This is a genomic window from Sphingobium sp. 3R8 (genome assembly GCF_020166615.1).
GTDB classification, from domain to species: Bacteria; Pseudomonadota; Alphaproteobacteria; order Sphingomonadales; family Sphingomonadaceae; genus Sphingobium; species Sphingobium bisphenolicum.
On sequence record NZ_JAIQXR010000008.1, the window covers coordinates 128,840 to 154,572 of the forward strand.

A 25,733-nucleotide genomic window follows, 5' to 3' on the forward strand; every position below is an offset into this window, starting at 1 on the left:
GCGCTTATCCCCGCCCGCGCCATTTCCCGAAGATCGCCTTGTCCTTCATCACCTCGCGCGCGGCATTATGCCCGGGCGCGCCGGTCACGCCGCCGCCCGGATGCGTCCCCGCGCCGCACATATAGAGGCCCTTCACCGGCCCGCGATAGGCGCCATGGCCCAATACCGGGCGCGCCGCCCACATCTGGTCCAGCGTCAGATTGCCATGCATGATGTCGCCGCCGACCAGCCCGAACTTGCGCTCCAGGTCGAGCGGCGAATGAATCTGCCGCGCGATCACGCTCCTGGCGAAGCCCGGCGCCTGCGCCTCCACCGTCGCGATGATATCGTCCGCCGCCGTCTCGCGCTCCTCGTCCCAGCTCCGCCCAACGGGAAGCTCCGGCGCGAATTGCTGGCAGAACAGGCTCGCCACATGGCAACCTGCGGGTGCGAGCGTATCGTCGATGGTCGACGGGATCAGCATCTCCACGATCGGCGCCTTCGACCAGCCGTCCCGCTTTGCGTCCATGAAGGCGCGGTCCATATAGTCCAGCGTCGGCGCGATGATGATCCCCGACTGGTGATGCTCCCCCACGCCCGGAAGGCAGGTGAAGTCGGGCAGGGCGCTCAGCGCCACATTCATGCGGAACGTCCCCGATCCCGCCTTGAACGCCTTGACCCGTTTGGTGAAATCGGCCGGCAGGTCGCTTGGGTCCATCATCCGCTCATAGAGCAGCTTCGGCCCGACATTGGCGATCACCGCGCCGCCCATCACTTCCTCGCCGCTCTCCAGCCGTACGCCGACCGCGCGCCCGCCATCCACCAGCACCGTCTCGACCGGGGCCTCCAGGCTGATCTCCACCCCCATGGCGGTCACGACTTTAGCCATGATCTGCGTGATCGCGCCCATGCCGCCGACGCTGTGGCCCCATGCGCCCTTCTTGCCGTTCACCTCGCCGAACACATGGTGCAACAGCACATAGGCGCTGCCCGGCGTATCGGGGCTGGCGTAATTGCCGACCACCGCGTCGAAGCCGAACGCCGCCTTTACCGCGTCGCTCTCGAACCAGCCGTCGAGGAAGCTACGCGCCGACTTGGTGAACAGGTCCAGCACGTCGCGCTGCTGCTCCAGCCCCAGTCCCGCGACGCGCCGTCCTTGCTTCAGCGCCTCGACGATCATGGTCAGCCCGTCGCCGACATTGGGGGGGCTTTTCAGCACCAGGTCGCGCAGCACGTCCGCCACCACCTCCAGCGCCGCATAATAAGCGGGCAGCGCCTCGGCATCCTGCGCGCTGAACTTGGCGAATTCCGCCTGCGTCTTTTCCAGCCCGCCGCCCAGTTTCAGATAGCCGCCATCGGGCTGCGGCAGGAAATTGCTGATCGGCCGCTCGATCACGCGATAGCCATGATCGGCCAGTTGCATGTCGCGGATGACCTTGGGATTGAGCAGGCTGACGGTATAGCTGGCGGTCGAATTGCGGAAGCCCGGATGGAACTCCTCCGTCACCGCCGCCCCGCCTACGACGTCGCGCCGTTCCAGGATGCGAACCTTATAGCCCGCCCGCGCCAGATAGAAGGCGCAGACCAGCCCATTATGCCCGCCCCCGATAATGACGGCGTCGTAGGATTTGGTCATGCTTTATTACTCCACCCCATCCCCGGCGCGCGATGCAGTCGCGCTTGCGGGATCACATCGCGCACCCGCCCGCAAAAATGCCGCAGCGCCACTTCCCGCTCGCTCAATGGCCCGACGGTGAAGCTGGCCGACGCCATCCCCGCCTGCACCCGCGCGACCAAATCGGTATCCTCGGCATTGACCTGCCGGTTGATCCGCCAGTTGAGGTAGCGCGCCGCCTTCATCTCCCGCCGCGCATCGGGCAGGGCGTAACTAATCTCGCGGATCAGCGTCTGCATCGGCGACACCGGCAGCCAGGCCATGAAATCCACTTGGTCGGGATAGATGTCGAACGCGAAATTGGGCCACAGCTTATAATAGGTCCACAGCCGCTGCCGTTCCGGCGGCAGATGTGGCACGTCCGGCAGGAAGTGCTGATAGGCCCGCTCGGACAGGTTGGCCGACGGCCGGTCCAATATCGGTCCCCACATCTTGTCGGCGTGGCGCGATGCCTCCACGCCATAGCCATCGCCCATCAGCCGCTTGAGGCCCGGATGCGCGACCGCGATATGCAGCCCGTCCGAATAATTGTCGCCGATATTCTTCCAGTTCACCGGCCGTGGCCGCAGCGTCACCCGCCCCAGCGCCCGCATGTCCTCGAAGCGATAGGCGGCTACCTCGTCCTTATAGGGCGCCATCATCTGCGCCACCGACGGCCCGCCATCATTGGCCAGCCGCACGAACAGGAAGCCCTGCCAGCTTTCCACCTCGACCGGCATCAGGCCATGATCCGCCATCGCGAAAGCCGCGCCATAGCTGGCCTTCATCGGCACGCCGGTCAGCCGCCCGTCCGTCTCATAGGTCCAGCCATGATAGGGGCAGACCAGCTTCTTCGCGCAGCCGCTGGCGCCATCCACGATCCGCGCGCCCCGATGGCGGCAGACATTGGTAAAGGCGCGCACCGTCCCATCGTCGCCGCGGATTACGATCACGCTCTCGCCGATCATATCGAGCGTGTGGAAATCGCCGGGGGTGGGAATGTCGCTCTGGTGGCAGACGATCTGCCAGGCCGGGCGAAAGATGCGCTCCACCTCGACCGCGAAAAATTCAGGATCGCTATAGGTCCATGCGGGCAGGCTCCACCCGGCGTCCGGGTCCACCATCCTGTCGATCTGCCCCGCCACCTTGTAAGGATTCCCTAGCGTCAATTCATAATTTTACGATTGTATAATGTAACCGTGCGGAACGCCATCCCAAATCGATTCAGCTGTCCGACTCGCTGTCGCTTTTGGCATCCGCTTGCGCCCCGTACCGCCGCGCCAGCATGGCGCAGGCCATCAACTGGATTTGGTGGAAGACCATGATCGGCAGCAGGATCGGTCCGACCGCCGCCGCCGGGAACAAGACGCCCGCGATCGGCACGCCCGACGCCAGGCTTTTCTTGGACCCGCAGAACTGCAGCACGATCGCATCTTCCCGCGACAGGCCCAGCATCCGCCCCAGCATCAGCGTGAAGAGCAGGATGACGACCAGCATCGCGATGCACAGCCCCGCCAGCACCAGCAGTTCCTCGCTCGACACTCTGGACCATAGCCCCTCGACCACCGCGGCGGAAAAGGCGGCATAGACCACCAGCAGGATTGATCCGCGATCGACCCGTCCCAGCATCATCTTGTGCCGCGTCACGAAGCCGCCGATCCACGGTCGCAACAGATGCCCCACGCCGAAGGGAAGCAACAGTTGCAGCACGATCCCCTCGACCGAAGACAGCGAGATCAGGCTCCCGCTGCCGCTCCGCTGCATCAGCAGCGCGACCAACAGCGGCGTCAGAAAGATGCCCAGCAGGTTGGAGAAGGAGGCGCTGACCACCGCGGCAGCCACATTGCCCCGCGCGATCGCGGTGAAGGCGATGGACGATTGCACCGTCGACGGCAGCAGCGCCAGAAACAGCAGACCCGCGCGCATATCCTGCGGCACGAAGCCGAATCGGCCGACCAGCAATCCCAGCAACGGGAAGGCGACGAAGGTCGTCCCCAGCGTCGCCAGGTGCAATTTCCACGCCTTGGCACCGCTCCAGATCGCCTCGCGCGACAATTTTGCGCCATGCAGGAAAAAAAGCAGCACGATCCCCGCGTCCGCGACGATCCCGGCGATGCGCGCGCCCTCGCCGCGTGCCGGCAGCAGCGACGCTAGGGCGACGGTCGCAAGCAGGAGTAGCAGAAACGGGTCCAGGGCTTGGCGCAGGCGGTTCATCATCAGCTTCGGTCAGGCGATAGAATAGGCGGGGGGATAGACGCAGGCCATGGGATGCGCCAACAACTTCGCCTTGGGCCGGCACAAGTTAGACAGGACAGGGAGACTCTGACCATGAGCGACCATATCGCGATCGTGGACGAGGCGGGCGTGATCGAAATCCACATCGATCGCCCGGACAAGAAGAATGCGCTGACCGCGGCGATGTATCGCGCCATGACCGCCGCACTGGCCGACGCATCGGCCCGCGCCGACATCGGCGCCGTGCTGATCGCGGGTCGGGGCGACGCCTTTTGCGCGGGCAACGACCTGAAGGATTTCACCGCCGGGCCGGAGGGCGGGGCCGCCGCCTTCGACTTCATCCGCGCCATCGCCGCCTTCGACAAGCCGCTGGTCGCGGCGGTGCAGGGGCTGGCGGTGGGCGTTGGCACGACCATGCTCTTCCACTGCGACCTCGTCTATGCCGCGCCCGACGCGCGCTTTGTCATGCCCTTCGTCAATCTGGGGATCGTGCCCGAAGCCGGCTCCAGCCTGCTCGCGCCCGCGGTCATGGGCCATGCCAAGGCGGCGGCGATGCTGTTGCTGGGCGAACCGATGGATGCAGACGGCGCCGACCGCGCCGGTTTCGTCACTGCGATTGTCCCGGCCGCGGGTCTGTTCGACCATGCCCGCGCCAAGGCGGCGGCGCTGATGGCCAAGCCGCCACAGGCGCTGGCCGCCACCCGCCGTTTGATGAAGGGCGATCCCACCGCGCTCAATGCCCGGATCGAAGAGGAAGCACGCCTGTTCCGCGAAACGCTTGCCTCGCCCGAGGCGCAGGAAGCCTTTGCCGCCTTCTTCGAAAAACGCGCGCCGGTGTTTCGACGGAGCTAATCGGCCTTTCGACCAAAGCGTATCTCGCTGACGATCACCGCTGCGACGATCAGCAGTCCGCCGACCAGCGCCGTCGGCGGCAGCCTTTCGCCCGCGACCCGGCCGATGATCCCGGCCCAGACCGGCTCGCCGGCGTAGATCAGGGTCGCCCGCGTCGGCGACACCGTGCGCTGCGCCCAGTTCATGACCAACTGTATCAGCGCCGTCATCGCCCCCAGGCCGCAGGCGCTCAAAACGACTGACCAGGAAAAGGGCGGCACGCTCTCGCCCGCCGGCCCCATGCACGCGAAGGCGAGCAGGGCGGTCACCGCCAGTTGCACCACCGTCACCCGCGCAACATTCACGCGCCCGGCCCACAGGCTGATGAAGATAATCTCCAGCGCGATCGCCACGGTGCTGAGCAAGGTCAGCAATTCGCCGGTCCCCAGCGCCAGTCCATCCTTGGGCGCGGCGATCAGCAGCAGCCCGACAAAGGCCAGCGCGACCCCGGCCCAGCTCGCCAGCCTTGGCCGCCGCCGCAGGATCACCCACTGCAATATCGGCACCAGCGGCACATAAGCGGCGGTGATGAAGGCCGACGTGCTGCTGCTGATCGTCTGCAAGCCCCAGGTCTGGAGCGAATAGCCCACGAAAATGCCCAGCCCGATCACCAGTCCCGCCACCAGTTCGCGCCGCGTCAGCCCGCGCAGCACCGGCAGGGCGAGCGGCAGCGTCAGCAGGGCGGCGGTCGCAAAGCGCAGGCCCACGAAGAAGAGCGGCCCGCTTTCGCGCATCGCCTGATGCACGATCAGGAAAGTACCGCCCCACAGGATCGTCACCCCGATCAACGCGAGTTCGGGGCGGCCGATCATCATTCGGCTTTCTGCAGGCTTGTCGGAAGGATCATTGTGCAACATAATGCACATTGCCCTATGAGCACTATATTGCACAGTCAAGATATGCCGACGCAGGAGCGGCGCCCGGATGTCCTCGCCCATGTTGCGGGCAATGTCCGCGCGCTGCGTACCGAGCGCGGCTTCAGCCAAGATGATTTGGCGGCGCAGGCGGGTGTGAGCCGCCGCATGATTTCCGGCATCGAAAGCGGGGAAGCGAATGTCAGCCTGTCGACGCTGGACCGGTTGGCCCAGGCGCTGGACGTCAGCTTTTCGCGCCTTGTTCGCCCGCCCGACATGCGCGACAACAGCCGGATCGACAGCTTGGCGTGGCGGGGGCAAAGCCCCGACAGCCGCGCCACCTTGCTCGGCACCGTCCCCGCCGCGCGAGAAGCCGAACTATGGACCTGGTCGCTGGCCGCGGGCGAAACCTATCCTGCCGAAGCGGATGCGGCCGACTGGCACGAGATGCTCTATGTCATGGAAGGCGTGTTGACGGTCGAGAGAGAAGGCGCCGATCCCCAAATAGTGGTGGCCGGCGACTTTCTCATCTTCACCAGCGATCGGCCCTATATCTTCGTCAATCACGAAGCAGGGCCGGTGCGGTTCGTCCGAAACGTGGTCTTTTAAGCGACAGGGGCGTCAGGCCCGCTCACTCGTTCCGCAGATCGCTGCCCGCCTTTTCCAGCGAGGCGCCGACGTCGCGCTTCGTCTCGCCTGCTTCGCGCTTGGCATCGGCTGCGGCCTTGTCGGTCGCCGCGCCGATCTTGTCCGCACCATGATCGATCGCGCGACCGGCGTCATCAAGGCCGTTATCGATCTTCGCGCCGGCGCGGTCTACCGCCGAACTCATATCATTGCCGATCGCCGATCCGGCATTGTCCAGATTGTCCTGCGCCTTTTCCGAGCAGGCGGACAGGCCGGCGACGGTCAGCAGCGCGGCGGCGGCGGTAAGGGAAGTGCGCATCGTGGCTCCTCTTGCCATTGAATGGAGCTCCATAAGCGCAGGAAGCGGCAGAAGGTTTCGCCCGCATACACTATCCGCCGCGCAGGCCGAATACCATCGATCGGTCCGCTTCGGGGATCAGCCCTTCCAGCACGCGCCAGAATCCGGTGACCGATCCCTGTCCCGCCTGGGCATAAGCGGTCGCCATCTTTTCGCGCAGCGCGCGGAACAGTTCCGCCTCCAGCGCCTTGCCCGACGGGCTGAGCCGCAGCAGTTTCTGCCTGCGATCGCTCGCACCCACCCGCGTCTCGATATAGCCGCGCTCCACCAGATCGCTCAGCACCCGGCCCAGGGATTGCTTGGTGATCGCCAGCAGCCGCAGCAGGTCTTTGACGGTCAGGTCCGGCTGGCGCGAGATGAAGTAGAGTGCGCGATGATGCGCCCGGCCCAGACCCTGCGCAGCCAGCCCCTCATCGATCGATCGGGTGAGCGCCGAATAGCCGAAATAGAGCATCTCTATCCCTCGCCTGATCTCGTCCTCGCGCAGGAAGAGAGGGGACGCAGGCGAGATCGGGGCGGGCGAGGCGGGGGAACTGGAAACCGACATGAAGGGGTGTGATCCGGCAAAGAGACAAAGCGCATATTGGCGTCACGAAACTATCATGACTAGGCTTTCCTTTCGCCGATGACGCGTTATATGGCGATCCGCGCCGAGATGATCGGCCCTGCTGGGGCGTCGCCAAGTGGTAAGGCAGCGGCTTTTGATGCCGCCATTCGCAGGTTCGAATCCTGCCGCCCCAGCCAGTTTTCTCCTAAACTACCGCAAAATCTGAACTTTTGGATGACGGCCTGCGGACTTCAGCCGTCATGCGCGCGACATTGGACGAAGTCATCAACCTGTCGGCGCCGCGGGCATTTGGGCCGCAAATCCGTCTTCCAGTCATAGGCAACACTTCGTCAGCCTGTTTCGCACGGATGGTTCGAATAATCGCTTGGGTTGATGCAAGCGGTCCAAACGATGCTATAGTCGTTGGTAAAGGGGCGCTGATGCGAATTGTCATTATCGACGACAGCGGGTTGCGCGCGACCGTGCTGGAGCAAGGTCTGCGAGACGCCGGCTATGACGACATTCACATCGTTCCGCCCCGCGGCGCCTTTGTCGCACGATTGGAACGCATGGCCCCTGATGTCGTGCTGATGGATCTTGGCAGTCCCAGCCGCGACACTCTGGAGGAGATGCTGATCGTCAGCCGCGCCTTGGCCCGTCCTATCGCCATGTTCGTCGATCAGTCGGACGAGGCCATGATCGGTGCCGCAATAGATGCGGGCGTTTCCGCCTATGTGGTTGACGGTTTACGCAAGGAGCGCGTGAGGCCTGTGCTGGAACTTGCGGTCCGGCGCTTCAACGCCTTCGCCAAGATGCAGGCCGAACTGAACGAGGCCCGCACGGCGCTTTCCGAGAGGAAAATTATTGATCGGGCCAAGTCGATCCTGATGAACCAGCGCAATCTCTCGGAACAAGACGCCTATGCGCTGCTGCGATCGGGAGCAATGAACCAGGGGAAGAAGATTGTCGACGTGGCGCAGGCGCTGATTACCGCGAGCGACCTTCTGGGAGGGGGCATATGACGACGACAGTGAAGATCGCCTTCCTGCCTTTGAATGACGCCGCCGTGCTGGTCGCCGCGCGCGACATGGGATTTGCCGAAGCCGAAGGCCTGGATTTGGAGCTTGTGCGGACGACCAGTTGGGCGACACTTCGCGACCGCCTGGTATTCGGACAGGTCCATGCCGCGCAAATGCTGGCGCCCTTGGCCATTGCGGTAACTTTGGGGCTGAGCCAGCAGCCCGCCGCCTTGGCCGCTCCTTACAAGCTCAACGTCAACGGCAATATGCTGGTGATGGCGAGCGATTTTGCCCAGGCGCTCGACCAGAGCGTGGCGGCGCGGCTGGCCGATCCATTGGGCACGGCGCATGATTTTGCAGCCGCGATCGGCCTTTGGCGGCGTAAGCCGATCATCGGCGTGGTCCATCGCTTTTCCAGTCATTCCATGATGTTGCGTTATTGGCTGGCAAGTGCGGGCATCGATCCGGACCGGGATGTGGTGTTGCGCGTGCTGCCCCCATCGTTGACGGTCGAAGCACTGCGCGCGGGCGAGATTGACGGCTTCATCGCAGGGGAACCCTGGGGTAGCGCGGCCGTCGAAGAAGGCCTGGCGGAAACGGTGGCGATCGGCGAACGCATCTGGCAGCGCGGGATAGAAAAGATACTGGCCTTTCGCGAAGCTTGGCTGGAAGACAATGCAGAAACGGTCGACCGCCTGGTGCGGGCGTTGGCGCGTGCGGCCGTCTGGTGCGATAATCCGGCCAATCACTCTGCATTGGCTGCCTTGCTCGCCAATCCACGCTATGTCGATCAACCGGCGGAGTTGATCGGTCGCGGATTGAGCGGCCAGATTGTCGCGCGTTCGGGGGAGGCACCAATCGCCCATCCTGACTTCATGCTTTTCGCACGCGAAGCGACGTTTTTCCCGTGGCGCAGCCAGGCCCTTTGGATATATTCTCAGCTTGTGCGCTGGAAGATGGTCGAGCATTCGCCCGACAATGCCGCAAAAGCAGGCGCGGTGTTCCGACCGGACATATTCCGCCGTGCACTCGCCGAAAGCGATGTCGCCATGCCGGGCGCCAGTATGAAGCTGGAAGGGGCGGTGAATCTGCCATTGGCGGTAGGATCACGGCGGGGCGAATTGACGCTGGGGCCGGATCGCTTTTTCGATGGGCGTGTGTTCGACCCGGAAAAAATCGACGAATTTTTGGCCGGCTTCGGAGCGCCACGCTGAATCGACGTGGAATTTTGTGCCTTGCAACATAGCGCGAATCACGAGATAAGATAGCCGTCGCGCGACGAAGCGCGCTTATCAGGATGCGCCGTCCCAATGATGGGATCGCCATTCTCATCATATCTCGCAGCAAAGCCGCTGACCGGATTCATCCAATGGGTGACGTCCGGCCTGCGGCTTTTTTTTGTCCATTTTCCGCATATTGGGGAGCGTCATATGGCTACCGCTTATTGGGATCGTGAAGAAGGAGGCGCGCCGCCCGCCGTCGCGACAAGCTTCTGGAAGGCCGGCCACACGCCGACCTTGATCGCCGCCTTTCTGTATTTCGACCTTGCCTTCATGGTGTGGGTGCTGCTGGGGCCGCTGGCGCCCATGATTTCCAAGACATTGATGCTGACTCCGGCGGAAAAGGGCCTGATGGTCGCCACGCCGACCCTTGCGGGCGCGTTGCTGCGCGTGTTCAATGGCCTGCTGGTGGACCGGATCGGGCCGAAGCGGTCGGGTGCGATCAGCCAGATCATCGTCATCGTCGGTTTGTTCAGCGCCTGGGCGATGGGTGTCAACAGCTTCGGCGGGACGCTGATGCTGGGCGTTATCCTGGGCTTTGCAGGGGCCAGTTTCGCAATCGCGCTGCCGCTTGCCAGCCGCTGGTATCCGCCCGAGCATCAGGGCAAAGCCATGGGTCTTGCCGGAATGGGGAATTCGGGCACGGTTCTGGCATCGCTGTTCGCGCCGATGCTGGCCAAGGCTTTCGGCTGGAACGCGGTCCTGGGACTTGCCTGTATCCCCCTCACGATCGTCTTCGCGGCCTATATGGTCATGGCCAAGGATGCGCCGAACCCGCCCGCGCCCAAGAAGCTGATCGACTATTTCCAGCCGCTTGGAAATGCTGATGCGTGGTGGCTGATGGCCTTTTATGCCGTCACTTTTGGCGGTTTCGTCGGCCTAGCCGCATCCTTGCCGATATATTTTACGGACCAGTTCGGCCTGACCCCGATCGTCGCAGGATATTGCACCGCCGGTTGCGTCTTTGCAGGATCGCTGGTCCGTCCGCTGGGCGGCGCGCTCGCCGACCGGATCGGGGGTGTGAAGACGTTGACGATGGTCTATATCGTCGCCGCGCTGGCGCTGGCGGGCGTCGCTTTCGCAACGACGCTGGTGGGCGCGCTTGGCTGCTTTGTCCTTGCCATGCTGGCCCTCGGCACGGGCAACGGCTCGGTGTTCCAGCTGGTGCCGCAGCGATTTCAATCCGAAATCGGCGTGATGACGGGGCTCGTTGGCATGGCCGGGGGTGTCGGCGGCTTTTATCTCGCAAGTTCGCTGGGCATAGCCAAGCAACTGACGGGCAGCTTTTCGTCAGGCTTCCTGATCTTCGCGGGGTTTGCGGTGATCGCGGTGCTGAGCCTTACCCTGGTGAAGGCCAGGTGGCGCGCCACCTGGACCAGCGGCGCGCGTATCTGACTGTAGAGCATGGACGGCGGCCCATCGCAGGCCGCCGTCTTCCATTGCATCCAGTCCGAAGGGGGGACTTCCATGAAATATCTTCTTGCATCGGCGGCCGTGCTGGCCGTCGCGGCGCCGGCCTGCGCCCGGGACATCACGCTGAAACCTGTCGCCGAAGCGCGGCTTCGCTATGAGCATGTGGATCAGGACGGCCTGTCCAAAGAGGCCGATGCCCTCACAATCCGGGCTCGGGCCGGACTGACCGCCACGAGCGGCGCGATCAGCGCGACAGTCGTGGGACAAGGGACGCTGGCAGTGGTGGACCATTATTATGACGGGTTGAATGGCGCAGCGATCCGCCCGCTGGTGGCCGACCCGCAGAATATCGCCCTCTATGTCGCGCAACTGCAATATAGGAGCAAGGCGATCACATTGACCGCCGGGCGACAGAAGATCGCGCTGGATGATGAACGGTTCGTCGGCAATGTCGGCTTTCGCGAGAATGCGCAGACGTTCGACGCGGTGCGCGCGGAACTGGCGCCCATCAAGGGCCTGAAACTGGATGTCGCCTATGCGTGGAGCGTGCGCACGATCTGGGGCGTGGACGGGATTGGCGCACGGCAGCAGGCCGTAAGCGGCGACAATATATTCGCGAACCTGTCTTACGCCGCGCCCATCGGAACGATCACGGGCTTTGCCTATCTGGTGGATCAGGATGAGGCCGCAGTGCAGGCTTTCCGCCTTTCGAGCCAGACCTACGGCGTGCGGCTGGCGGGCGGCGGGGCCCTGTCGAAGACGATGAAGATCGGCTACCAGCTCAGCTATGCGCGCCAGTCTGATTATCACGCCAATCCGAATGCCTATGATGCTGATTACTGGCTGGCCGACGCTACGCTGGAAATGAAAGGCTGGAAGCTGAACGGCGGCTATGAAGTGCTTGGGGCCAGCGATGGTCTGCCTTTCACCAGTTTTCAAACGCCGCTTGGGACCAATTTCAAGTTTCAGGGATGGGCCGACAAGTTTCTGACGACGCCGGGCAATGGCGTGCGCGATCTTTATGTCGGGGGCAGCTATGGCTGGAAGCAGATGGGGCCGCTGATTGGGGTTGCGCTGGGCGCGAGTTGGCATCGTTTCGACGCCGATCGCCTGAATCAGCATTATGGCAATGAAATCGACATTCTCGCATCTGCGAAGGTGAGGAAGGCGATGCTGTCGATCCGCTATGCGCATTATGATGCGAGCACCCTGGCCACCAATACCGATAAGCTGTGGTTGCAGGCCGATTGGGCCATTTGATTTGCAAAGCGTTCGAGGAATCACTTGAGCCCTCGGCTGATTTGCCATATGCTGCGCTGCAAAGGACAAGGATGTCCTTCTTCACATAGCCGATCCGGTTCAGCGACGAACCAGCTAGGCACATATGATGGCAAAGCCGCCATTCTGACTTCGGTTTTTAACCGAGGCCAGAATGGCGGCTTTTTTGTTTTCTGGAGTCATGGGGATGGAATTGCAAGACGGTTTGGGGCCGGTGACGAGCAGCGAGGATAATGTCCTCGTCCCGATGGACGATGTCCGGGAGCATCTGGTGGTCGTGGGTAACGGCATGGCCGGCTGCCGCGCGGTGGAGGAATTGCTGGCACGAGATGCGGGACGTTATCGCGTCACCATCTTCGGGGCCGAACCCCATGTGAATTATAATCGCATCATGCTTTCGCCGGTGCTCGCCGGGGAAAAGACGTTCGATGACATTATCATCAACAGTCGTGCCTGGTATGATGACAATCGGATCGATCTGATCGTGGGCGATCCGGTAACTGCGATCGATCGGGTCGCCAAGACCGTTACCAGCCAGGCCGGCCGCACCATTGGCTATGACAAGTTGTTGATTGCGACCGGCTCCGATCCGTTCATCATTCCTGTGCCGGGCAAGGACCTGCCCGGCGTCATCAGCTTTCGCGACATGAAGGATGTCGACACGATGCTGGCCGCAGCGCAAGCGGGCAAGGCATCGGGGGGAGGCAGCGCCGTCGTGATCGGCGGCGGACTGTTGGGATTGGAGGCGGCGCATGGCCTGACTTTGCGCGGTATGAATGTGACCGTGCTGCACATCATGCCCACGCTGATGGAACGCCAGCTCGACGAAGCGGCCGCCTGGCTCCTCAAGAGCGCGCTGGAAGGGCGGGGGCAGACCGTGCTGACAGGCGCCGATACGGCGGAAATCTATGGCGAGGGCAAGGTCGAGGGCGTCCGCCTGAAGGATGGCCGCGACATTCCCGCCAGTCTGGTCGTGATGGCGGTCGGAATCCGGCCTTCGGTAGCACTGGCGCGAGAAGCGGGCCTTGATGTCGGACGGGGCATCAAGGTCGACGATCATATGGTCACCAGCGACGCGGACGTTCTGGCAGTCGGTGAATGTGTCGAGCATGACGGCAATGTTTACGGTCTCGTCGCACCGCTGTGGGACATGTGCCGCAGTTTGGCCGATGGACTGACCGACCGGCATAGCGGGTATAAAGGTTCCGTCACATCGACCAAGCTCAAGGTTGCAGGGCTGGACGTTTTTTCCGCCGGCGATTTCTCTGGTGGCGAAGGGTGCGAGGATATCGTCCTGCGCGACGCATCTCGCGGCGTATATAAGCGCGTTGTCGTGAAGGACGACAAGGTCGTCGGCGCAGTGCTGTATGGCGATACCGCGGATGGCGGCTGGTATTTCGACTTGCTCAGGAAGCAGGAGGATGTGGCCGATATCCGCGACCTGCTGATTTTCGGCCAAGCCTTCGCCTCGGGAGGGGGCGCACTGGACCCTAAGGCGGCCGTTGCGGCGCTCTCGGACGATGCCGAGATATGCGGCTGCAACGGCGTCAGCAAGGGCCAGGTCGTGGCCTGCATCGAACAGGGCGCATGTAGCCTGGATGCGGTGCGTGCGGGATGCAAGGCGTCGGCGAGTTGTGGCAGCTGCACCGGGTTGGTGGAAAATCTGATGGCCGTGGTGCTGGGCGACGATGTCCAGTCCGGCCCCAAAACCATGTGCAAATGCACCAGCTTCGGCCATGACGATGTCCGCCGCGAAATCGTGGCGCAGGATATGCGTTCGATCCCTGAGGTGATGCAGAAGCTGCACTGGTCGACTCCTGATGGTTGCTCGTCCTGCCGCCCGGCGCTCAACTATTATCTGCTCTGCGCGTTGCCGGGCGACTATGTCGATGACCAGCGGAGCCGTTTCGTCAATGAACGGATGCACGCCAATATCCAGAAGGATGGCACCTATTCCGTGGTGCCGCGGATGTGGGGCGGCCTTACCAACCCGCGCGAGTTGCGTGCGATCGCCGACGTGGTTGAAAAATTCAACGCGCCGATGGTCAAGGTGACTGGCGGCCAGCGGCTCGACATTTTTGGAATCAAGAAGGAGGATCTGCCAGCCGTCTGGGCAGATCTGAACGCCGCGGGGATGGTGTCCGGCCATGCCTATGGCAAGTCGCTGCGGACGGTAAAGACCTGCGTAGGGTCGGAATGGTGCCGCTTCGGCACGCAGGATTCGACCGGCCTTGGCGTCAAGATCGAGCGGATGACCTGGGGGTCATGGATGCCACACAAGTTCAAGATCGCGGCGTCGGGCTGTCCGCGAAATTGCGCGGAGGCGACGATCAAGGACTTCGGTGTCGTGTGCGTGGACTCAGGCTATGAACTGCATGTCGGGGGCAATGGCGGGATTCACGTCCGCGTCACCGACCTGCTCTGCAAGGTCACGACGGAGCAGGAGGCGATGGATTATTGCGCCGCCTTCATTCAGCTCTATCGCGAGGAAGCCCGCTATCTGGAGCGTACGGCGCCTTGGATCGAGCGGGTTGGCGTCGACTATGTCAAACAGCGGATCGTCGAGGATGGTGCCGGTCGCGAGGCACTGCGTTGCCGTTTCCTGTATTCACAAAGCTTCAGCCAGGATGATCCCTGGGCTGAACGCGCTGACGGCGCGCATGGCGAGTTGCACCAACATATCGCCGAAGTGCGGCCGATGGAGATGGTAGGATGATTGGCGATTGGCTCGACATCGGTTCCGTGGATCAGATCACGCCCGGCAACGCGCGCACCTTGCCGGTGCGTGGCGGCGACGAGATCGCGATCTTTCGCACGCTGACGGGTGACTTTCATGCATTGGTCAATCGCTGCCCGCACAAGCATGGCCCGTTGTCGCAGGGCATTGTTCATGGCGGCGTCGTCACCTGCCCGCTGCATAGCTGGCACATTTCGCTGAAGACGGGAGAGGCGCTGGGCGAGGACAAGGGTTGCGTGCCTGTGATTCCGCTCAAGGTTGATGCAGGCCGCATCTTCCTGCTGCGGTCGGCCGTGATGGACAAGCGGGCGGCATGACCGAAGCGATCCGCACCACCTGCGCCTATTGCGGCGTCGGCTGCGGCATTGCGGCGACGCCTCTGGGGGCGCGCTCGGTCGCCATTCGGGGGGATGAGGCGCATCCGGCGAATGCCGGGCGGCTTTGCTCGAAGGGCACGCATCTGGGCGAAACCGTGGCGCTGACCGGACGACTGCTTCATCCTGTCATCGGCAGCAAGCGGGCAAGCTGGGACAAGGCGCTCGATCTGGTCGCCAAGCGCTTTCGCGAAACGATCGCGCGCCATGGTCCGGACAGCGTCGCCTTCTACGTTTCGGGCCAGTTGTTGACCGAGGACTATTATGTCGCGAACAAGCTGATGAAGGGTTTCATCGGTTCGGGCAATATCGACACCAATTCCCGCCTTTGCATGTCCAGTGCGGTCGCCGGGCATAACCGCGCATTTGGCGAGGATGTGGTGCCTGCCCGATATGAGGACCTGGACGAGGCGGACCTGATCATATTGGTCGGCTCCAATACGGCTTGGTGCCATCCCATCGTCTATCAGCGGATACAGGCTGCCCGCGCGGCGCGGGGGACGAAGCTGGTGGTGATCGATCCGCGCCGCACGGAAACGTGCGAAGGGGCGGATTTGCATCTGGCGGTAAAGCCAGGCACAGACGTTGCATTGATGAACGGACTGCTTGCCTGGTGTGACCGGCATGGTGGCACCGATCCCACATTCATACAGCGGCACGTAGATATGCCAGAGGGCTTTTGGGAGCATGTCCGGTCCGGGCATGACCTGTGGACCACGGCGAAGACGTGCGACCTTGCACCGGCCGTGCTGCAGCAATTTTTCGAACTGTTTGCCGCGACGCCGCGCACCGTCACATTGTTTAGCCAGGGCATCAATCAGTCGATCCGCGGCACCGATCAGGTCAACGCGATCATCAACGTTCATCTCGCTACCGGCCGCATAGGCAAAGCTGGGGCCGCTCCCTTTTCGATTACGGGTCAGCCCAATGCGATGGGCGGCCGGGAAGTCGGTGGCCTTGCCTCGACCCTTGCCGCGCATATGGATTTTGCGCCCGACAACGTGGCGCGGGTCGGTCGCTTCTGGGCGGCGCCGAACATGGCGACCAAGCCGGGTCTGAAGGCGGTGGACCTGTTCCGAGCGATGGATGAAGGCCGGATCAAGGCGTTGTGGGTGATGGCGACCAACCCCGCCATATCGCTGCCCGATGCGGGACGCGTGCGCGAAGCGATGGCGTCATGCCCGTTTGTGGTCGTGTCGGACATAATGGCGGATACGGACACCGGCGCGCACGCCCATGTCCGCCTTCCGGCCGCCGGTTGGGGGGAAAAGGACGGCACCGTGACGAATTCGGATCGTACCGTCAGCCGTCAGCGTCCCTTTCTGCCATTGCCGGGCGAGGCCCGGCCCGACTGGTGGATCATCAAGGAGGTCGCGCGCCGCATGGGCTGGCGCAATGCCTTTGCCTATGATCGTCCGGCGGAAATCTGGCGCGAACACGCACGCCTGACGGCCTACCAGAATGACGGGCAGCGACTGTTGAACCTGCGTTCTCAGGCCGCCATGGGCAATGAAGCCTATGACGCGATGCAGCCCTTTCGCTGGGGGGGGACGCCCTTCGCGGATGGCCGGTTTCCGACAGCCGATGGCAAGGCGCGGCTGGTTCTGACCAGGCAGATGACTGTGGCAGAACCGCTCAAGGCATGGCCGATGACGCTCAACACCGGACGGTATCGCGACCAGTGGCATACGATGAGTCGCACGGGTCTGTCGCCCAAGCTGGCGCGGCATCGCGAAGAGCCGATGGTCGAAATCCATCCTGACGACGCAGCGGCGCTGGGTATCGCCGACCGCGATCTGGCGCAGGTGCGGACGGCGCAAGGTCAAAGCATTTTTCGCGTGGCATTGAGTGAGGGGCAAAGGCGAGGTGAGATTTTCACGCCTATCCACTGGACCGATCAAAATGCGAGCGGCGGGCGAACCGGACTGCTGGCCCGTCCGCTGGTCGATCCGCATTCCGGTCAACCCGGCTTCAAATCTACGCCCGCCAGCATTGAACGGGTGACGACGCAATGGCGGGGCTTCCTGATCCTGCGTGGCGATGAGCCGGTGCGGCCGCAATGCCTGTGGGCAACGCGTATCACCGTGCCGGGCGGGGCGCTGTACGAACTTGCGGGCAATGGCGACCCGGCGCGACTGGAAGGGCTTATGCCGCAGGGAGACCGGGTCGAAGCCATGGATGCGTCGCGTGGCACACGTCGCATTGCCACCATTAGTGAAGGTCGGCTGGGCGGGGTGATGATGGTGACGCGCACGGGCCTGCTGCCATCGCGCGACTGGCTTATCCGGCAACTGGAGGCGGAAGGGGTGGGTGGCTCGGTTCTCGCCGCGCGCGGTCCCGGCAGCCAACCGGACAAGGGCGCAACCATCTGCGTCTGTTTCGATATCGGCCTCAATCAGATCGTCGCGGCCATTCGCGAGCAGGCGCTGGTGGACGTCCCGGCCATTGGCAAGGCGCTCGGCGCGGGGACGAATTGCGGTTCTTGCCGCCCTGCACTTGCCAACATCCTGAATCAAGCCACCCAGGAGACGCTCCATGCAGCAGAATGATCTGTCCGATGACTTGATCGCGCCGGGTGAGGTTTGGCTGGTCGGCGCCGGGCCGGGCGACCCGGACCTTCTGACCCGTAAGGCGGAAAAGCTTATCGCGGCGGCGCAGATCGTCTTCTACGACGCACTGGTCGGCCCGGCCGTCCTCGACCTGATTCCGATGGGCGTAGAGCGGGTCAGCGTAGGAAAACGTTCGGGGCGTCATTCCAAGGACCAGCGAACGATAGACGAGATGCTCGTTTCTGCCGCGCTGGCAGGGAAGCGGATCGTGCGGTTGAAGGGAGGCGACCCCGCGATGTTTGCGCGCGCGACAGAGGAGATAACCGCTCTGCGCGCTGTGGGGGCCAGCGTGCGCATCTGTCCGGGCATAACCGCCGCCAGTGCGGTCGCCGCTTCGGCTGGCATCTCCCTTTCGCTGAGGGGGGTGGCGCGCCGTGTTCAGTTCATAACGGCGCATAGCCGTAGAGGGCAGGCATTGGATTTGGATTGGAACGCATTGGCTGACCCTGCCTGTACGCTTGCCGTCTACATGGGTAGAGACGCCGCGCCTGAACTGAGCCAGGCGCTGATCGAGGCAGGATTGCCTGGGGCAACGCCCGTCCTCATCACTTGTGACGCGTCGCTGCCTGACGAACGGCGACTACGCACCCGGCTCGATCTGCTGCCGCTCGTTGCGTCTGCATTTGCAGAAGATCGGCCTGCGCTCATACTGATCGGGGAGGCGGTGGTTCATGCGGATGCCACTGTACCTGCCGCTGCCCTCGAAGCTCATCCTGCCGTCTTATAGCAATGGAAATCGCTACGGCGCCCGAACATCCTGTACGGCAATGACGGCCAGACGGGGTCTGGCCCTGCGCCGACAGGGTGCCGGAAAGCGAGTCCTCGCAAGATGGCAATAGATCCTAAGTTGCCGCTTCTCCCTGGCCCGGCCCGCAGCTAAAGCCTTGGGCCAAAGCAGGAGTAGCGCATGGACCGACAGCCCGCCGTCACGATCGAGGCCATCATCGACGCCGCGCGCGTCATCGCCCCTGCGGCGGTGCGCACGCCGCTGCTGGAAAATCATGCGCTCAACGACCGGCTGGGCCGCCGTGTCCTGCTGAAGTTCGAAGGGGCGCAGCGCACCGGATCGTTCAAGTTCCGCGGCGCTTACAACCGCCTTGCCCGCCTTGATGTGCAGCAGCGGGCGGCCGGCGTCGTTGCCTGGTCGTCGGGCAATCACGCCCAGGGCGTAGCCGCTGCGGCCCAACTGCTCGCCATGCCAGCGACCATCGTGATGCCCGTCGATGCACCCGCGATCAAACTGGTCAATACCCGCGCGCTGGGGGCGGAGGTCGTCACCTATGACCGCCACAGCGAAAGTCGCGAAGAAATAGCCACCGCGCTGGCGCGAAACCGGGGCGCGACGCTCGTGCCGTCCTTCGACGATCCTTTCATCATCGCAGGGCAGGGGACGGCTGGCCTTGAAATCCTCGACCAGGCGGCGGAGGCGGGGGCCATTATCGGCCAGATTCTGGTCTGTTGCGGCGGCGGCGGCCTGACCGCTGGCATCGCGACGGCGGTGAAGGCGCGTGCGCCTGCTATCGCCGTCTATACCGTAGAACCCGCCGATTTCGACGATACCGCCCGGTCGCTCGCCAGCGGCGTGCGCGAAAGCATAGCGCCGGACGCCCGCAGCATCTGCGACGCGCTGATGGCGCCCAGTCCCGGCGCGATGACCTTCCCGATCAACCGGGCGCTGCTGTCCGGCGGCCTCGTCGTCAGCGACGATCAGGTGCGCGACGCCATGCGCTTCGCCTTTTCCACGCTCAAGCTGGTGGTGGAGCCGGGCGGGGCGGTCGCGCTGGCGGCGATGCTCCATGACCTCGCGCCGTCGTGCGATGGCGCGAGTGTCGTCCTGCTGTCCGGCAGCAATGTCGATCCCGCAGCCTATGCGGCGATTATCGGCGGTGGTCCGGCATGATCGACCCGCGCGCGATCCGCACCTTCCTGGCGGTGTGCCGCGCCAACAGCATCAGCGGCGGCGCGCGTGCGCTCAACATTTCGCAGCCGTCGGTGTCGAATGCCATCGCGCAACTGGAGCAGTCGCTGGGCGTCTCGCTGTTCGAACGCTCGCGTAGCGGGATCCGGCTCACGCCGGAAGGGCAGGCGCTGCTCCGCCGCGCCGAGGCGATGGACAGCCTTCTCGCCGATGTGCAGGCGGAAGTGCAACTCGCCAGCCGCGGCATTGTCGGACCGTTGCGGATCGGCGGCACACCCGGCGCGCTGGTCAGCCTGTTGCCCGACGCGGTACACCGGCTGGAGGCGCGGATCGGCCGCTTCGCGCTGCATGTCGTGGAGCGGCCCGACCATGATCTGGCCGCGATGCTCCATCGCGGCGACATCGAACTCGCCTTCGTCACCACCGGCATCGACGAACCGCCGGAGGGCATAGAGGAGCGGACTTTCTCCCGCGATCCCTTCGCCCTGATCGTGGGCAAGCAGAACGACCATCTCCCCGCCAGCCTGTCGTTGCGCGACACTGCGCTGATGCGCTGGGTCTTGCCCGAAGCGCGCGGCGCTTTCCGCCGGCAGGTGGACGCCCTGTTCATGGCCGCCGACATTCCCGTGCCGCAGGACATAATCCGCTGCGATTCCTTGCTCACCACCAAGGCGATGGTGCGGGGCAGCCAGCGCGTCACCATCTTGCCGATGCAGGTCGCGTCAGCCGAACTGTCGATTGGCGTACTGCGCGCCATCACCATCGAGGAAGCCGCCTTTCCACGCAGCATCGGCGTACGGATGCTGGCAGGCGGGCGGCTGTCCCGACTGGGCGATGCGCTGCTCGACGTTCTTATTCATAGCTCCAAGCTATGACGTTCGCAAAAATCATTATTTTTCTTTGGTTCGAAAGCAACGCATAAGCGTCCCAACAGGAGCTTTCGGGAGAGACCATCGTGCGGCACATCATCCGCAACATCGCTATCTTCGACGGTACGGGCAGCGCCCCGGTCGCCGGAGCGGTGGTCATAGAAGATGACAGGATCGCAGCCGTCCTGCATGACGACGCCGCCATCGCCGCGGTCGAAGCGGACAATGTGATCGACGGTCAGGGCGGCACGCTGATGCCCGGCATGGTCGATTCCCATACCCATCTCACCTGGGGCAGCTCGATCGAGAAAATCTATCACCAGTTCATCCTGCCGCCCGAAGAGTTGAAGGTCGCCGCCTGGCGCAATGCCCGGGTGCTGCTCGACCATGGCTATACCAGCCTCTATTCGGCCGGCGCGCTGGGCGACCAGATCGAGCCCGAACTGGCCCGCGCGATCGAAGCGGGCGAAACCCCCGGTCCCCGTCTCGTTCCTTCGACGCTGGAGCGCAGCCCCGAAGGTGAGGAAGGGGTCGAAACCGGAGACGTGTTCAACGGCCGCGGTCCCGACGCGATGCGCGCCTTCGTCGCCTATTGCGCAGCGGAAGGGGTGAAGTCGCTCAAGCTCGTCATTTCCGGCGAAGACGCGCTGAAGCCCGGATCGTCGGGCGACATTCTATACACCGACGCGGAAATGCTGGCGGCTGGCGAAGCCGCCAGGGATGCAGGGCTGTGGATCGCCACCCACGCCTATTCGCCCCGCGCCATCACCCTCGCGCTCGAAGCGGGTGCGCGCATCCTCTATCATTGCTCCTTCGCCGACGATGCCGCGATCGACGCGATGGCGGCAAAGAAGGACGACATCTTCTACGCTCCCGGCCCCGGCGTCTCGGTCGCCGCGCTGGAAGCCTCGCCGCCGCCGCATATCAACATGAGTTCCATGAAGGCCAGCGCGGCCGAGCGTCTGGAACTGGAGAAAGTCCTGGTTCCCAAGCTGAAGGCGCGGGGCGTACGTATCCTGCCCGGCGGCGACTATGGCTTTCCGTTCAATCCCCATGGCCGCAACGCCCGCGACCTGGAGCATTTCGTCACCTATTATGGCTTCACCCCGGCCGAGGCATTGAGCGCCGCGACCATGCTGGGCGGGCAGCTTATGGGACAGCCAGTTGGACAGGTGAAGCCGGGTTATCTGGCCGACCTGCTGCTGATCGACGGCGACCCGACGCAGGATGTCCGCATCATGCAGGATGCCAATCATATCAAGATGATCATGCTGGGCGGGCGGATGCATAAATCCCCCGCAGCGCAGCCCGTGACCGCCTGACCGGAAAGACGCTACCATGTTCGACGTTGCGATCATCGGCTGCGGGCCGGTGGGGGCCTTTGCGGCCAATTTACTGGGCAAATCCGGCCTGTCGGTCCTGGTGATCGAGCAGGAGGCGCATCCCTATCCGCTGCCCCGCGCGGTCCATCTGGACCATGAAATGATGCGCCTGTTCCAGTCGGCCGGCGTGATCGATCGGGTGGCGAGCGACATGCGCGACACCGAAGGCCATCTGCATGTAGGCGCCGACCATGGCGTCATCCGCTATATGGGGACGGTGGGCCGGGCGCGCCCGTTTAGCTGGTCCAACGACTATTTTTTCTACCAGCCCGAACTGGAGGATCATCTCCGCGAGGCGCTGGCGGATTTTCCCAATATAACTGTCCAACTCGGCGTCGCATTTGAAGGGCTGGAACAGGATGAAAGCGGCGTCACGCTGCGCCTGTCGGGTGGCCAGGCGGAGCAGGCCCGCTATGTCATCGCGTGCGACGGATCGCGCAGCGCGGTGCGTAAGGCGCTGGACATCCGCCTCGACGATCTGGATTTCGAAGAGCCCTGGCTGGTGGTCGATGCCGAAGTCGATGGCCCGGTGCGCTTCCCAGACCTGTGGGGCGTCCCCGACGCCGCCGACCTGCAAAAGCTGTCGGTGATGATGTGCGATCCCGAACGCCCGGCGACGATCGTGCCGGGGCGCGGCAATCACCGCCGCTGGGAATTCATGCTGCTGCCGGGCGAAGACGATCAGGCGATGATGGCGCCCGATGCGGTCGCTGCCCTTGTTGCACCCTATCTCTCCGGGGTGCCGCACAAGGTGGTGCGCGCGGCGACCTATCGCTTTCATGGACTGATCGCCGAGCGGTGGCGGATGGGCGGCGTCTTCCTGGCCGGCGATGCCGCGCACCAGACGCCGCCCTTTTTCGGGCAGGGCATGTGCCATGGCCTGCGCGATGTCGCGAACCTCGCCTGGAAACTGGAAGCAGTGCTGAAGGACCATGCACCCGACGCCTTGCTCGACAGCTACCAGCCTGAACGCGATCCCCATGTTCGCGCCGTCATCGCCGCCGCCGTGGGCGCGGGCCGCTATATCTGTATGCTTGACCCGCAGGCGGCCGCCGAGCGCGATGCGGCGATGCGCGAAGCCGCAAAGGGCGCGCAACATGGCACCGCCGCCGACCTGATCCCCGCCATCGCCGCCGGCATCATCGCCGGCGATACGCCGGGCGCTGGCGAACGCTTCATCCAGCCGCGCGTCGGCAACCGGCTGCTCGACGACGTGACGGGCGGCGGCTGGCGTCTCTTCACCCGGACCCCGATCGACAGGGCCGACCTGACCGTCATCGACCTCGCGCGACTGGACGACCAGGGCGCGATCGCCGCCTGGCTGGCCGATCGCAACGCCGACGCCGTGCTGGTCCGGCCCGACCATTATGTCTTCGGCACCGGCAAGCCGTCGGACCTCATCGCCCGCAGCGCCGCCCTGATCGCCGGCGTCCCTCGACAGGAGATTGCCGCATGAGCCTTACTCTCGCCCAGGCGCGCACGATTATCGACACAGCGCTGGACAAGGCCCGCGCCGATGGCGCGCAGCCGCTTGCCCTGGTCGTGCTGGACGCGGGCGCGCACCCTGTTGCCACCGTGCGCGAGGATGGCGCCAGCCTGTTCCGCTTCGACATAGCGAAGGCCAAGGCCACAGGCGCGCTGGGCATGGGGGCGGACACCCGACTTCTGGCCGTGCGCGCCGCTGCCAACCCCCTATTCTTTCAGAGCGTCGTCGCCGCCACCGGTGGTCGGCTCGCTTTGTCGCCCGGCGGCGTGCTGATCCGTGACGTGGAAGGAACGGTGATCGGCGCCGTCGGGATCAGCGGCGACACCGGCGATTGCGACGAAGCCTGCGCCATCGCCGGTATCCTCGCCGCCGGCCGTTCCCACGGAGACGTGCAATGAAATTACGCAGCATCGAACTGGCGATGCCCGGCGCGGCGGACGCCGCCGCGTTCATGACCGACATTTGGGGCATGGCGCCGGCGGACGTCGTCGGCAATATCCATTATCTGCGCGGATCGGGCAGCTTCCCCTATCTGGTGGCACTGGAGGAATCAGCCGACAGCTATGTCCGCTCGACCACCTTCGTCTGCACCGCCGACCGGCTGGAGCAGCTCAAGCGCGCGGTCAGCGCAGCGGGCCTGACCGCCGCGCCCGCCACTTCTGATGATTTGGGCGGCGGCCACGGCATCATCGTCGAACTGGCCGAGGGTGAACTGCTGCGCTTCCTGGTCGACGCGGCGGAAGTGGCGCCGATCGAGGGGCATGACCTGCCGGTCAAGCTCACCCATGTCGTCTTCAACAGCGCTGACGCCGAAGCGACCGGCCATCTGGTCCAGGATGCGCTGGGCTTCCGCGTGTCGGACCGGACGAAGGGCATGGTCTTCGTGCGCTGCAACGACTCGCATCATTCGACCGCCTTCGCGCGCGCAGGCTTCGCGTCGCTCAACCATATCGCCTTCGAGATGGAGGATCTGGACGCGGTGATGCGCGGCATCGGTCGCCTGCGCGATCAGGACATGGCCCCGGCCTGGGGTCCGGGTCGTCATGGCCCGGGCGCCAATGTCTTCGCCTATTTCATCGCCCCCTTTGGCCCGGTCATCGAATTTTCGACTGCGGTGAACAAAGTGCCCGACGATTATCAGGCCGGCGCGCCCGAGGACTGGACCTGGCCCGAAAAGCGGATCGACCAGTGGGGCATGTCCGACAAGGATTTCGGCGGCCTGCGCGCCGCCGAGGAGAAATTCCGCCACCGTCGCGACTGGGAGGCCGCGCCGCTTGACGCTTGACCGCCGCACCGCGCTCGCCGCGCTTGGCGGCGCGCTGCTCGGAACGACAGGATTGAAGGCCGCCCCGCGCGGTAGAGGAGACAGAGACGTGACCCGATTTGTAAGCTTCCGCCGCCCCGACGGCACCCCCAGCTTCGGTCGCCAGGATGGCGAGACGATCGTGGAACTGGCGACCGATGCGACGCCCAGCCTGAAGGCGGCGCTGAGCGACGGCAGCCTGTCGATGCTGGCCGACGGCGCGCCCTTCGCCGCCGCCGATGTCGTGCTGCTGCCGGTCATCCCCGATCCTCCCAAGATATTGTGCGTCGGCTTGAACTATGCCGAACATGTCAAGGAAACCGGCCGCGAGCAGAAGGCGCATCCTGCGATCTTCGTGCGCTATGCCGACAGTCTGGTCGCCGACGGCCAGCCGCTGGTGAAGCCCCGCGTGACCGAGCGCTTCGATTATGAGGGCGAACTGGCGGTCGTCATCGGCAAGCCGTGCCACAAGGTCGCCGCCGCCGACGCCTGGGCCTATGTTGCGGGCTATGCCTGCTTCAACGACGGCAGCGCACGCGACTGGCAGCGCCACAATATCCAGTTCACGCCTGGCAAGACTTTCCCCGGCACCGGCGGTTTCGGCCCCGCGCTGGTGACGGCGGACGCAATCGAAGACCTTGGTGCGCTCCGCGTCCAGACCCGCCTCAACGGCGAACTGGTGCAGGATCAGCCGATCGCCGACATGATCTGGGATATCCCCACGGTCATCGCATATATCAGCGCCTTCACGCCGCTCGCCCCCGGCGACGTTATCGCCACAGGCACCCCCGGCGGCGTCGGCGATAAGCGCACCCCGCCGCTCTACATGAAAGCCGGCGACAAGGTGGAAGTCGCCATCGGCGCCATCGGTACGCTCACCAACCGCATCATCGACGAACAATAAGCCTGAACGACCCAAT

The 25,733-nt window shown here is 64.2% G+C and carries 23 protein-coding genes and 1 tRNA gene; 18 read left to right on the forward strand and 6 right to left on the reverse strand.

Annotated features, from left to right (window positions below; translation table 11 throughout):
• Positions 1–4: 4 nt before the first annotated feature.
• The 3 genes from K9B33_RS09995 to K9B33_RS10005 all read right to left on the reverse strand — a co-directional run bounded on the left by K9B33_RS09995 (position 5) and on the right by K9B33_RS10005 (position 3,847).
• Positions 5–1,615 (reverse strand): phytoene desaturase family protein, encoded by a 1,611-nt coding sequence (locus K9B33_RS09995; protein WP_224548460.1) that lies wholly within the window; start codon positions 1,613–1,615, stop codon positions 5–7.
• A complete protein-coding gene (locus tag K9B33_RS10000) occupies positions 1,612–2,757 on the reverse strand; it encodes an aromatic ring-hydroxylating oxygenase subunit alpha (RefSeq protein WP_224548530.1) in 1,146 nt (381 codons plus the stop codon). Before K9B33_RS10000 ends, K9B33_RS09995 begins: the two co-directional genes overlap by 4 nt.
• 100 nt (positions 2,758–2,857) lie before the next feature.
• Entirely contained in the window at positions 2,858–3,847 is a 990-nt protein-coding gene (locus K9B33_RS10005) for a bile acid:sodium symporter family protein (protein WP_224548532.1), read from the reverse strand.
• Between the two features lie 114 nt (positions 3,848–3,961).
• Here K9B33_RS10005 and K9B33_RS10010 point away from each other — a divergent pair, with 114 nt between their 5' ends.
• The gene (locus K9B33_RS10010) at positions 3,962–4,720 is read left to right on the forward strand and encodes an enoyl-CoA hydratase-related protein (protein ID WP_224548461.1); all 759 of its coding nucleotides are present in this window, start codon (positions 3,962–3,964) and stop codon (positions 4,718–4,720) included.
• Here K9B33_RS10010 and K9B33_RS10015 read toward each other — a convergent pair.
• Positions 4,717–5,616, reverse strand: coding sequence for a DMT family transporter (locus tag K9B33_RS10015; protein WP_318011103.1), 900 nt, complete (start codon positions 5,614–5,616; stop codon positions 4,717–4,719). The genes K9B33_RS10010 and K9B33_RS10015 overlap by 4 nt on opposite strands.
• Before the next feature lie 27 nt (positions 5,617–5,643).
• Here K9B33_RS10015 and K9B33_RS10020 point away from each other — a divergent pair, with 27 nt between their 5' ends.
• Complete coding sequence (locus K9B33_RS10020) at positions 5,644–6,222, forward strand: helix-turn-helix domain-containing protein (protein ID WP_224548463.1); 579 nt, start codon at positions 5,644–5,646, stop codon at positions 6,220–6,222.
• Between the two features lie 22 nt (positions 6,223–6,244).
• On the opposite strand, the gene K9B33_RS10025 is transcribed toward K9B33_RS10020, so the two are convergent.
• Both K9B33_RS10025 and K9B33_RS10030 read right to left on the reverse strand, forming a co-directional pair.
• A complete protein-coding gene (locus K9B33_RS10025; protein ID WP_224548465.1) occupies positions 6,245–6,559 on the reverse strand; it encodes a hypothetical protein in 315 nt (104 codons plus the stop codon).
• A gap of 70 nt (positions 6,560–6,629) precedes the next feature.
• Positions 6,630–7,145 (reverse strand): MarR family winged helix-turn-helix transcriptional regulator, encoded by a 516-nt coding sequence (locus tag K9B33_RS10030; RefSeq protein WP_224548467.1) that lies wholly within the window; start codon positions 7,143–7,145, stop codon positions 6,630–6,632.
• 122 nt (positions 7,146–7,267) lie between these two features.
• Here K9B33_RS10030 and K9B33_RS10035 point away from each other — a divergent pair.
• The 16 genes from K9B33_RS10035 to K9B33_RS10110 all read left to right on the forward strand — a co-directional run bounded on the left by K9B33_RS10035 (position 7,268) and on the right by K9B33_RS10110 (position 25,717).
• A tRNA-Gln gene (locus K9B33_RS10035) sits at positions 7,268–7,342 on the forward strand.
• A 243-nt stretch (positions 7,343–7,585) separates the two neighbouring features.
• Entirely contained in the window at positions 7,586–8,167 is a 582-nt protein-coding gene (locus K9B33_RS10040; protein ID WP_224548534.1) for an ANTAR domain-containing response regulator, read from the forward strand.
• Positions 8,164–9,378, forward strand: coding sequence for a CmpA/NrtA family ABC transporter substrate-binding protein (locus K9B33_RS10045; protein ID WP_224548468.1), 1,215 nt, complete (start codon positions 8,164–8,166; stop codon positions 9,376–9,378). Before K9B33_RS10040 ends, K9B33_RS10045 begins: the two co-directional genes overlap by 4 nt.
• Positions 9,379–9,594: 216 nt before the next feature.
• A complete protein-coding gene (locus K9B33_RS10050) occupies positions 9,595–10,839 on the forward strand; it encodes a nitrate/nitrite transporter (protein WP_224548470.1) in 1,245 nt (414 codons plus the stop codon).
• Positions 10,840–10,911: 72 nt separating this feature from the next.
• Positions 10,912–12,117, forward strand: a complete 1,206-nt coding sequence (locus K9B33_RS10055) for a hypothetical protein (RefSeq protein WP_224548472.1) — start codon at positions 10,912–10,914, stop codon at positions 12,115–12,117.
• Positions 12,118–12,322: 205 nt separating this feature from the next.
• Positions 12,323–14,851 carry a nitrite reductase large subunit NirB gene (nirB, locus tag K9B33_RS10060; RefSeq protein ID WP_224548473.1) on the forward strand — a complete coding sequence of 843 codons (2,529 nt, stop codon included), beginning with the start codon at positions 12,323–12,325 and terminating at the stop codon, positions 14,849–14,851.
• Positions 14,848–15,189 (forward strand): nitrite reductase small subunit NirD, encoded by a 342-nt coding sequence (gene nirD / locus K9B33_RS10065; RefSeq protein WP_224548475.1) that lies wholly within the window; start codon positions 14,848–14,850, stop codon positions 15,187–15,189. Before nirB ends, nirD begins: the two co-directional genes overlap by 4 nt.
• Entirely contained in the window at positions 15,186–17,795 is a 2,610-nt protein-coding gene (locus K9B33_RS10070) for a nitrate reductase (protein WP_224548477.1), read from the forward strand. The genes nirD and K9B33_RS10070 overlap by 4 nt, the downstream gene beginning before the upstream one ends.
• Positions 17,782–18,582, forward strand: coding sequence for a uroporphyrinogen-III C-methyltransferase (gene cobA / locus K9B33_RS10075; protein WP_224548479.1), 801 nt, complete (start codon positions 17,782–17,784; stop codon positions 18,580–18,582). The genes K9B33_RS10070 and cobA overlap by 14 nt, the downstream gene beginning before the upstream one ends.
• Before the next feature lie 180 nt (positions 18,583–18,762).
• Positions 18,763–19,755, forward strand: a complete 993-nt coding sequence (locus K9B33_RS10080; RefSeq protein WP_224548481.1) for a threonine/serine dehydratase — start codon at positions 18,763–18,765, stop codon at positions 19,753–19,755.
• Positions 19,752–20,648, forward strand: coding sequence for a LysR family transcriptional regulator (locus tag K9B33_RS10085; protein WP_224548483.1), 897 nt, complete (start codon positions 19,752–19,754; stop codon positions 20,646–20,648). The genes K9B33_RS10080 and K9B33_RS10085 overlap by 4 nt, the downstream gene beginning before the upstream one ends.
• Positions 20,649–20,728: 80 nt before the next feature.
• On the forward strand, positions 20,729–21,964 hold the full coding sequence (locus K9B33_RS10090; protein ID WP_224548484.1) for an amidohydrolase family protein: 1,236 nt from the start codon (positions 20,729–20,731) through the stop codon (positions 21,962–21,964).
• Positions 21,965–21,980: 16 nt separating this feature from the next.
• Positions 21,981–23,480 carry a bifunctional 3-(3-hydroxy-phenyl)propionate/3-hydroxycinnamic acid hydroxylase gene (locus tag K9B33_RS10095; RefSeq protein ID WP_224548485.1) on the forward strand — a complete coding sequence of 500 codons (1,500 nt, stop codon included), beginning with the start codon at positions 21,981–21,983 and terminating at the stop codon, positions 23,478–23,480.
• Positions 23,477–23,908 (forward strand): GlcG/HbpS family heme-binding protein, encoded by a 432-nt coding sequence (locus K9B33_RS10100; RefSeq protein WP_224548486.1) that lies wholly within the window; start codon positions 23,477–23,479, stop codon positions 23,906–23,908. The genes K9B33_RS10095 and K9B33_RS10100 overlap by 4 nt, the downstream gene beginning before the upstream one ends.
• Positions 23,905–24,795 carry a VOC family protein gene (locus K9B33_RS10105; RefSeq protein ID WP_224548487.1) on the forward strand — a complete coding sequence of 297 codons (891 nt, stop codon included), beginning with the start codon at positions 23,905–23,907 and terminating at the stop codon, positions 24,793–24,795. The genes K9B33_RS10100 and K9B33_RS10105 overlap by 4 nt, the downstream gene beginning before the upstream one ends.
• Positions 24,796–24,883: 88 nt before the next feature.
• A complete protein-coding gene (locus K9B33_RS10110) occupies positions 24,884–25,717 on the forward strand; it encodes a fumarylacetoacetate hydrolase family protein (protein WP_224548536.1) in 834 nt (277 codons plus the stop codon).
• Positions 25,718–25,733: the final 16 nt, after the last annotated feature.

Coding starts and splice junctions, on each gene's coding strand:
- K9B33_RS10010 (WP_224548461.1), top strand. CDS start 3,962: ATGAGCGACCATATCGCGATCGTGGACGAGGCGGGCGTGATCGAAATC.
- K9B33_RS10005 (WP_224548532.1), bottom strand. CDS start 3,847: ATGAACCGCCTGCGCCAAGCCCTGGACCCGTTTCTGCTACTCCTGCTT.
- K9B33_RS10080 (WP_224548481.1), top strand. CDS start 18,763: ATGGACCGACAGCCCGCCGTCACGATCGAGGCCATCATCGACGCCGCG.
- K9B33_RS10000 (WP_224548530.1), bottom strand. CDS start 2,757: ATGGTGGACCCGGACGCCGGGTGGAGCCTGCCCGCATGGACCTATAGC.
- K9B33_RS10095 (WP_224548485.1), top strand. CDS start 21,981: ATGTTCGACGTTGCGATCATCGGCTGCGGGCCGGTGGGGGCCTTTGCG.
- K9B33_RS10070 (WP_224548477.1), top strand. CDS start 15,186: ATGACCGAAGCGATCCGCACCACCTGCGCCTATTGCGGCGTCGGCTGC.
- K9B33_RS09995 (WP_224548460.1), bottom strand. CDS start 1,615: ATGACCAAATCCTACGACGCCGTCATTATCGGGGGCGGGCATAATGGG.
- K9B33_RS10040 (WP_224548534.1), top strand. CDS start 7,586: ATGCGAATTGTCATTATCGACGACAGCGGGTTGCGCGCGACCGTGCTG.
- cobA (WP_224548479.1), top strand. CDS start 17,782: ATGCAGCAGAATGATCTGTCCGATGACTTGATCGCGCCGGGTGAGGTT.
- K9B33_RS10085 (WP_224548483.1), top strand. CDS start 19,752: ATGATCGACCCGCGCGCGATCCGCACCTTCCTGGCGGTGTGCCGCGCC.
- nirB (WP_224548473.1), top strand. CDS start 12,323: ATGGAATTGCAAGACGGTTTGGGGCCGGTGACGAGCAGCGAGGATAAT.
- K9B33_RS10045 (WP_224548468.1), top strand. CDS start 8,164: ATGACGACGACAGTGAAGATCGCCTTCCTGCCTTTGAATGACGCCGCC.
- K9B33_RS10025 (WP_224548465.1), bottom strand. CDS start 6,559: ATGCGCACTTCCCTTACCGCCGCCGCCGCGCTGCTGACCGTCGCCGGC.
- K9B33_RS10030 (WP_224548467.1), bottom strand. CDS start 7,145: ATGTCGGTTTCCAGTTCCCCCGCCTCGCCCGCCCCGATCTCGCCTGCG.
- K9B33_RS10105 (WP_224548487.1), top strand. CDS start 23,905: ATGAAATTACGCAGCATCGAACTGGCGATGCCCGGCGCGGCGGACGCC.
- K9B33_RS10015 (WP_318011103.1), bottom strand. CDS start 5,616: ATGTTGCACAATGATCCTTCCGACAAGCCTGCAGAAAGCCGAATGATG.
- K9B33_RS10100 (WP_224548486.1), top strand. CDS start 23,477: ATGAGCCTTACTCTCGCCCAGGCGCGCACGATTATCGACACAGCGCTG.
- K9B33_RS10055 (WP_224548472.1), top strand. CDS start 10,912: ATGAAATATCTTCTTGCATCGGCGGCCGTGCTGGCCGTCGCGGCGCCG.
- K9B33_RS10050 (WP_224548470.1), top strand. CDS start 9,595: ATGGCTACCGCTTATTGGGATCGTGAAGAAGGAGGCGCGCCGCCCGCC.
- nirD (WP_224548475.1), top strand. CDS start 14,848: ATGATTGGCGATTGGCTCGACATCGGTTCCGTGGATCAGATCACGCCC.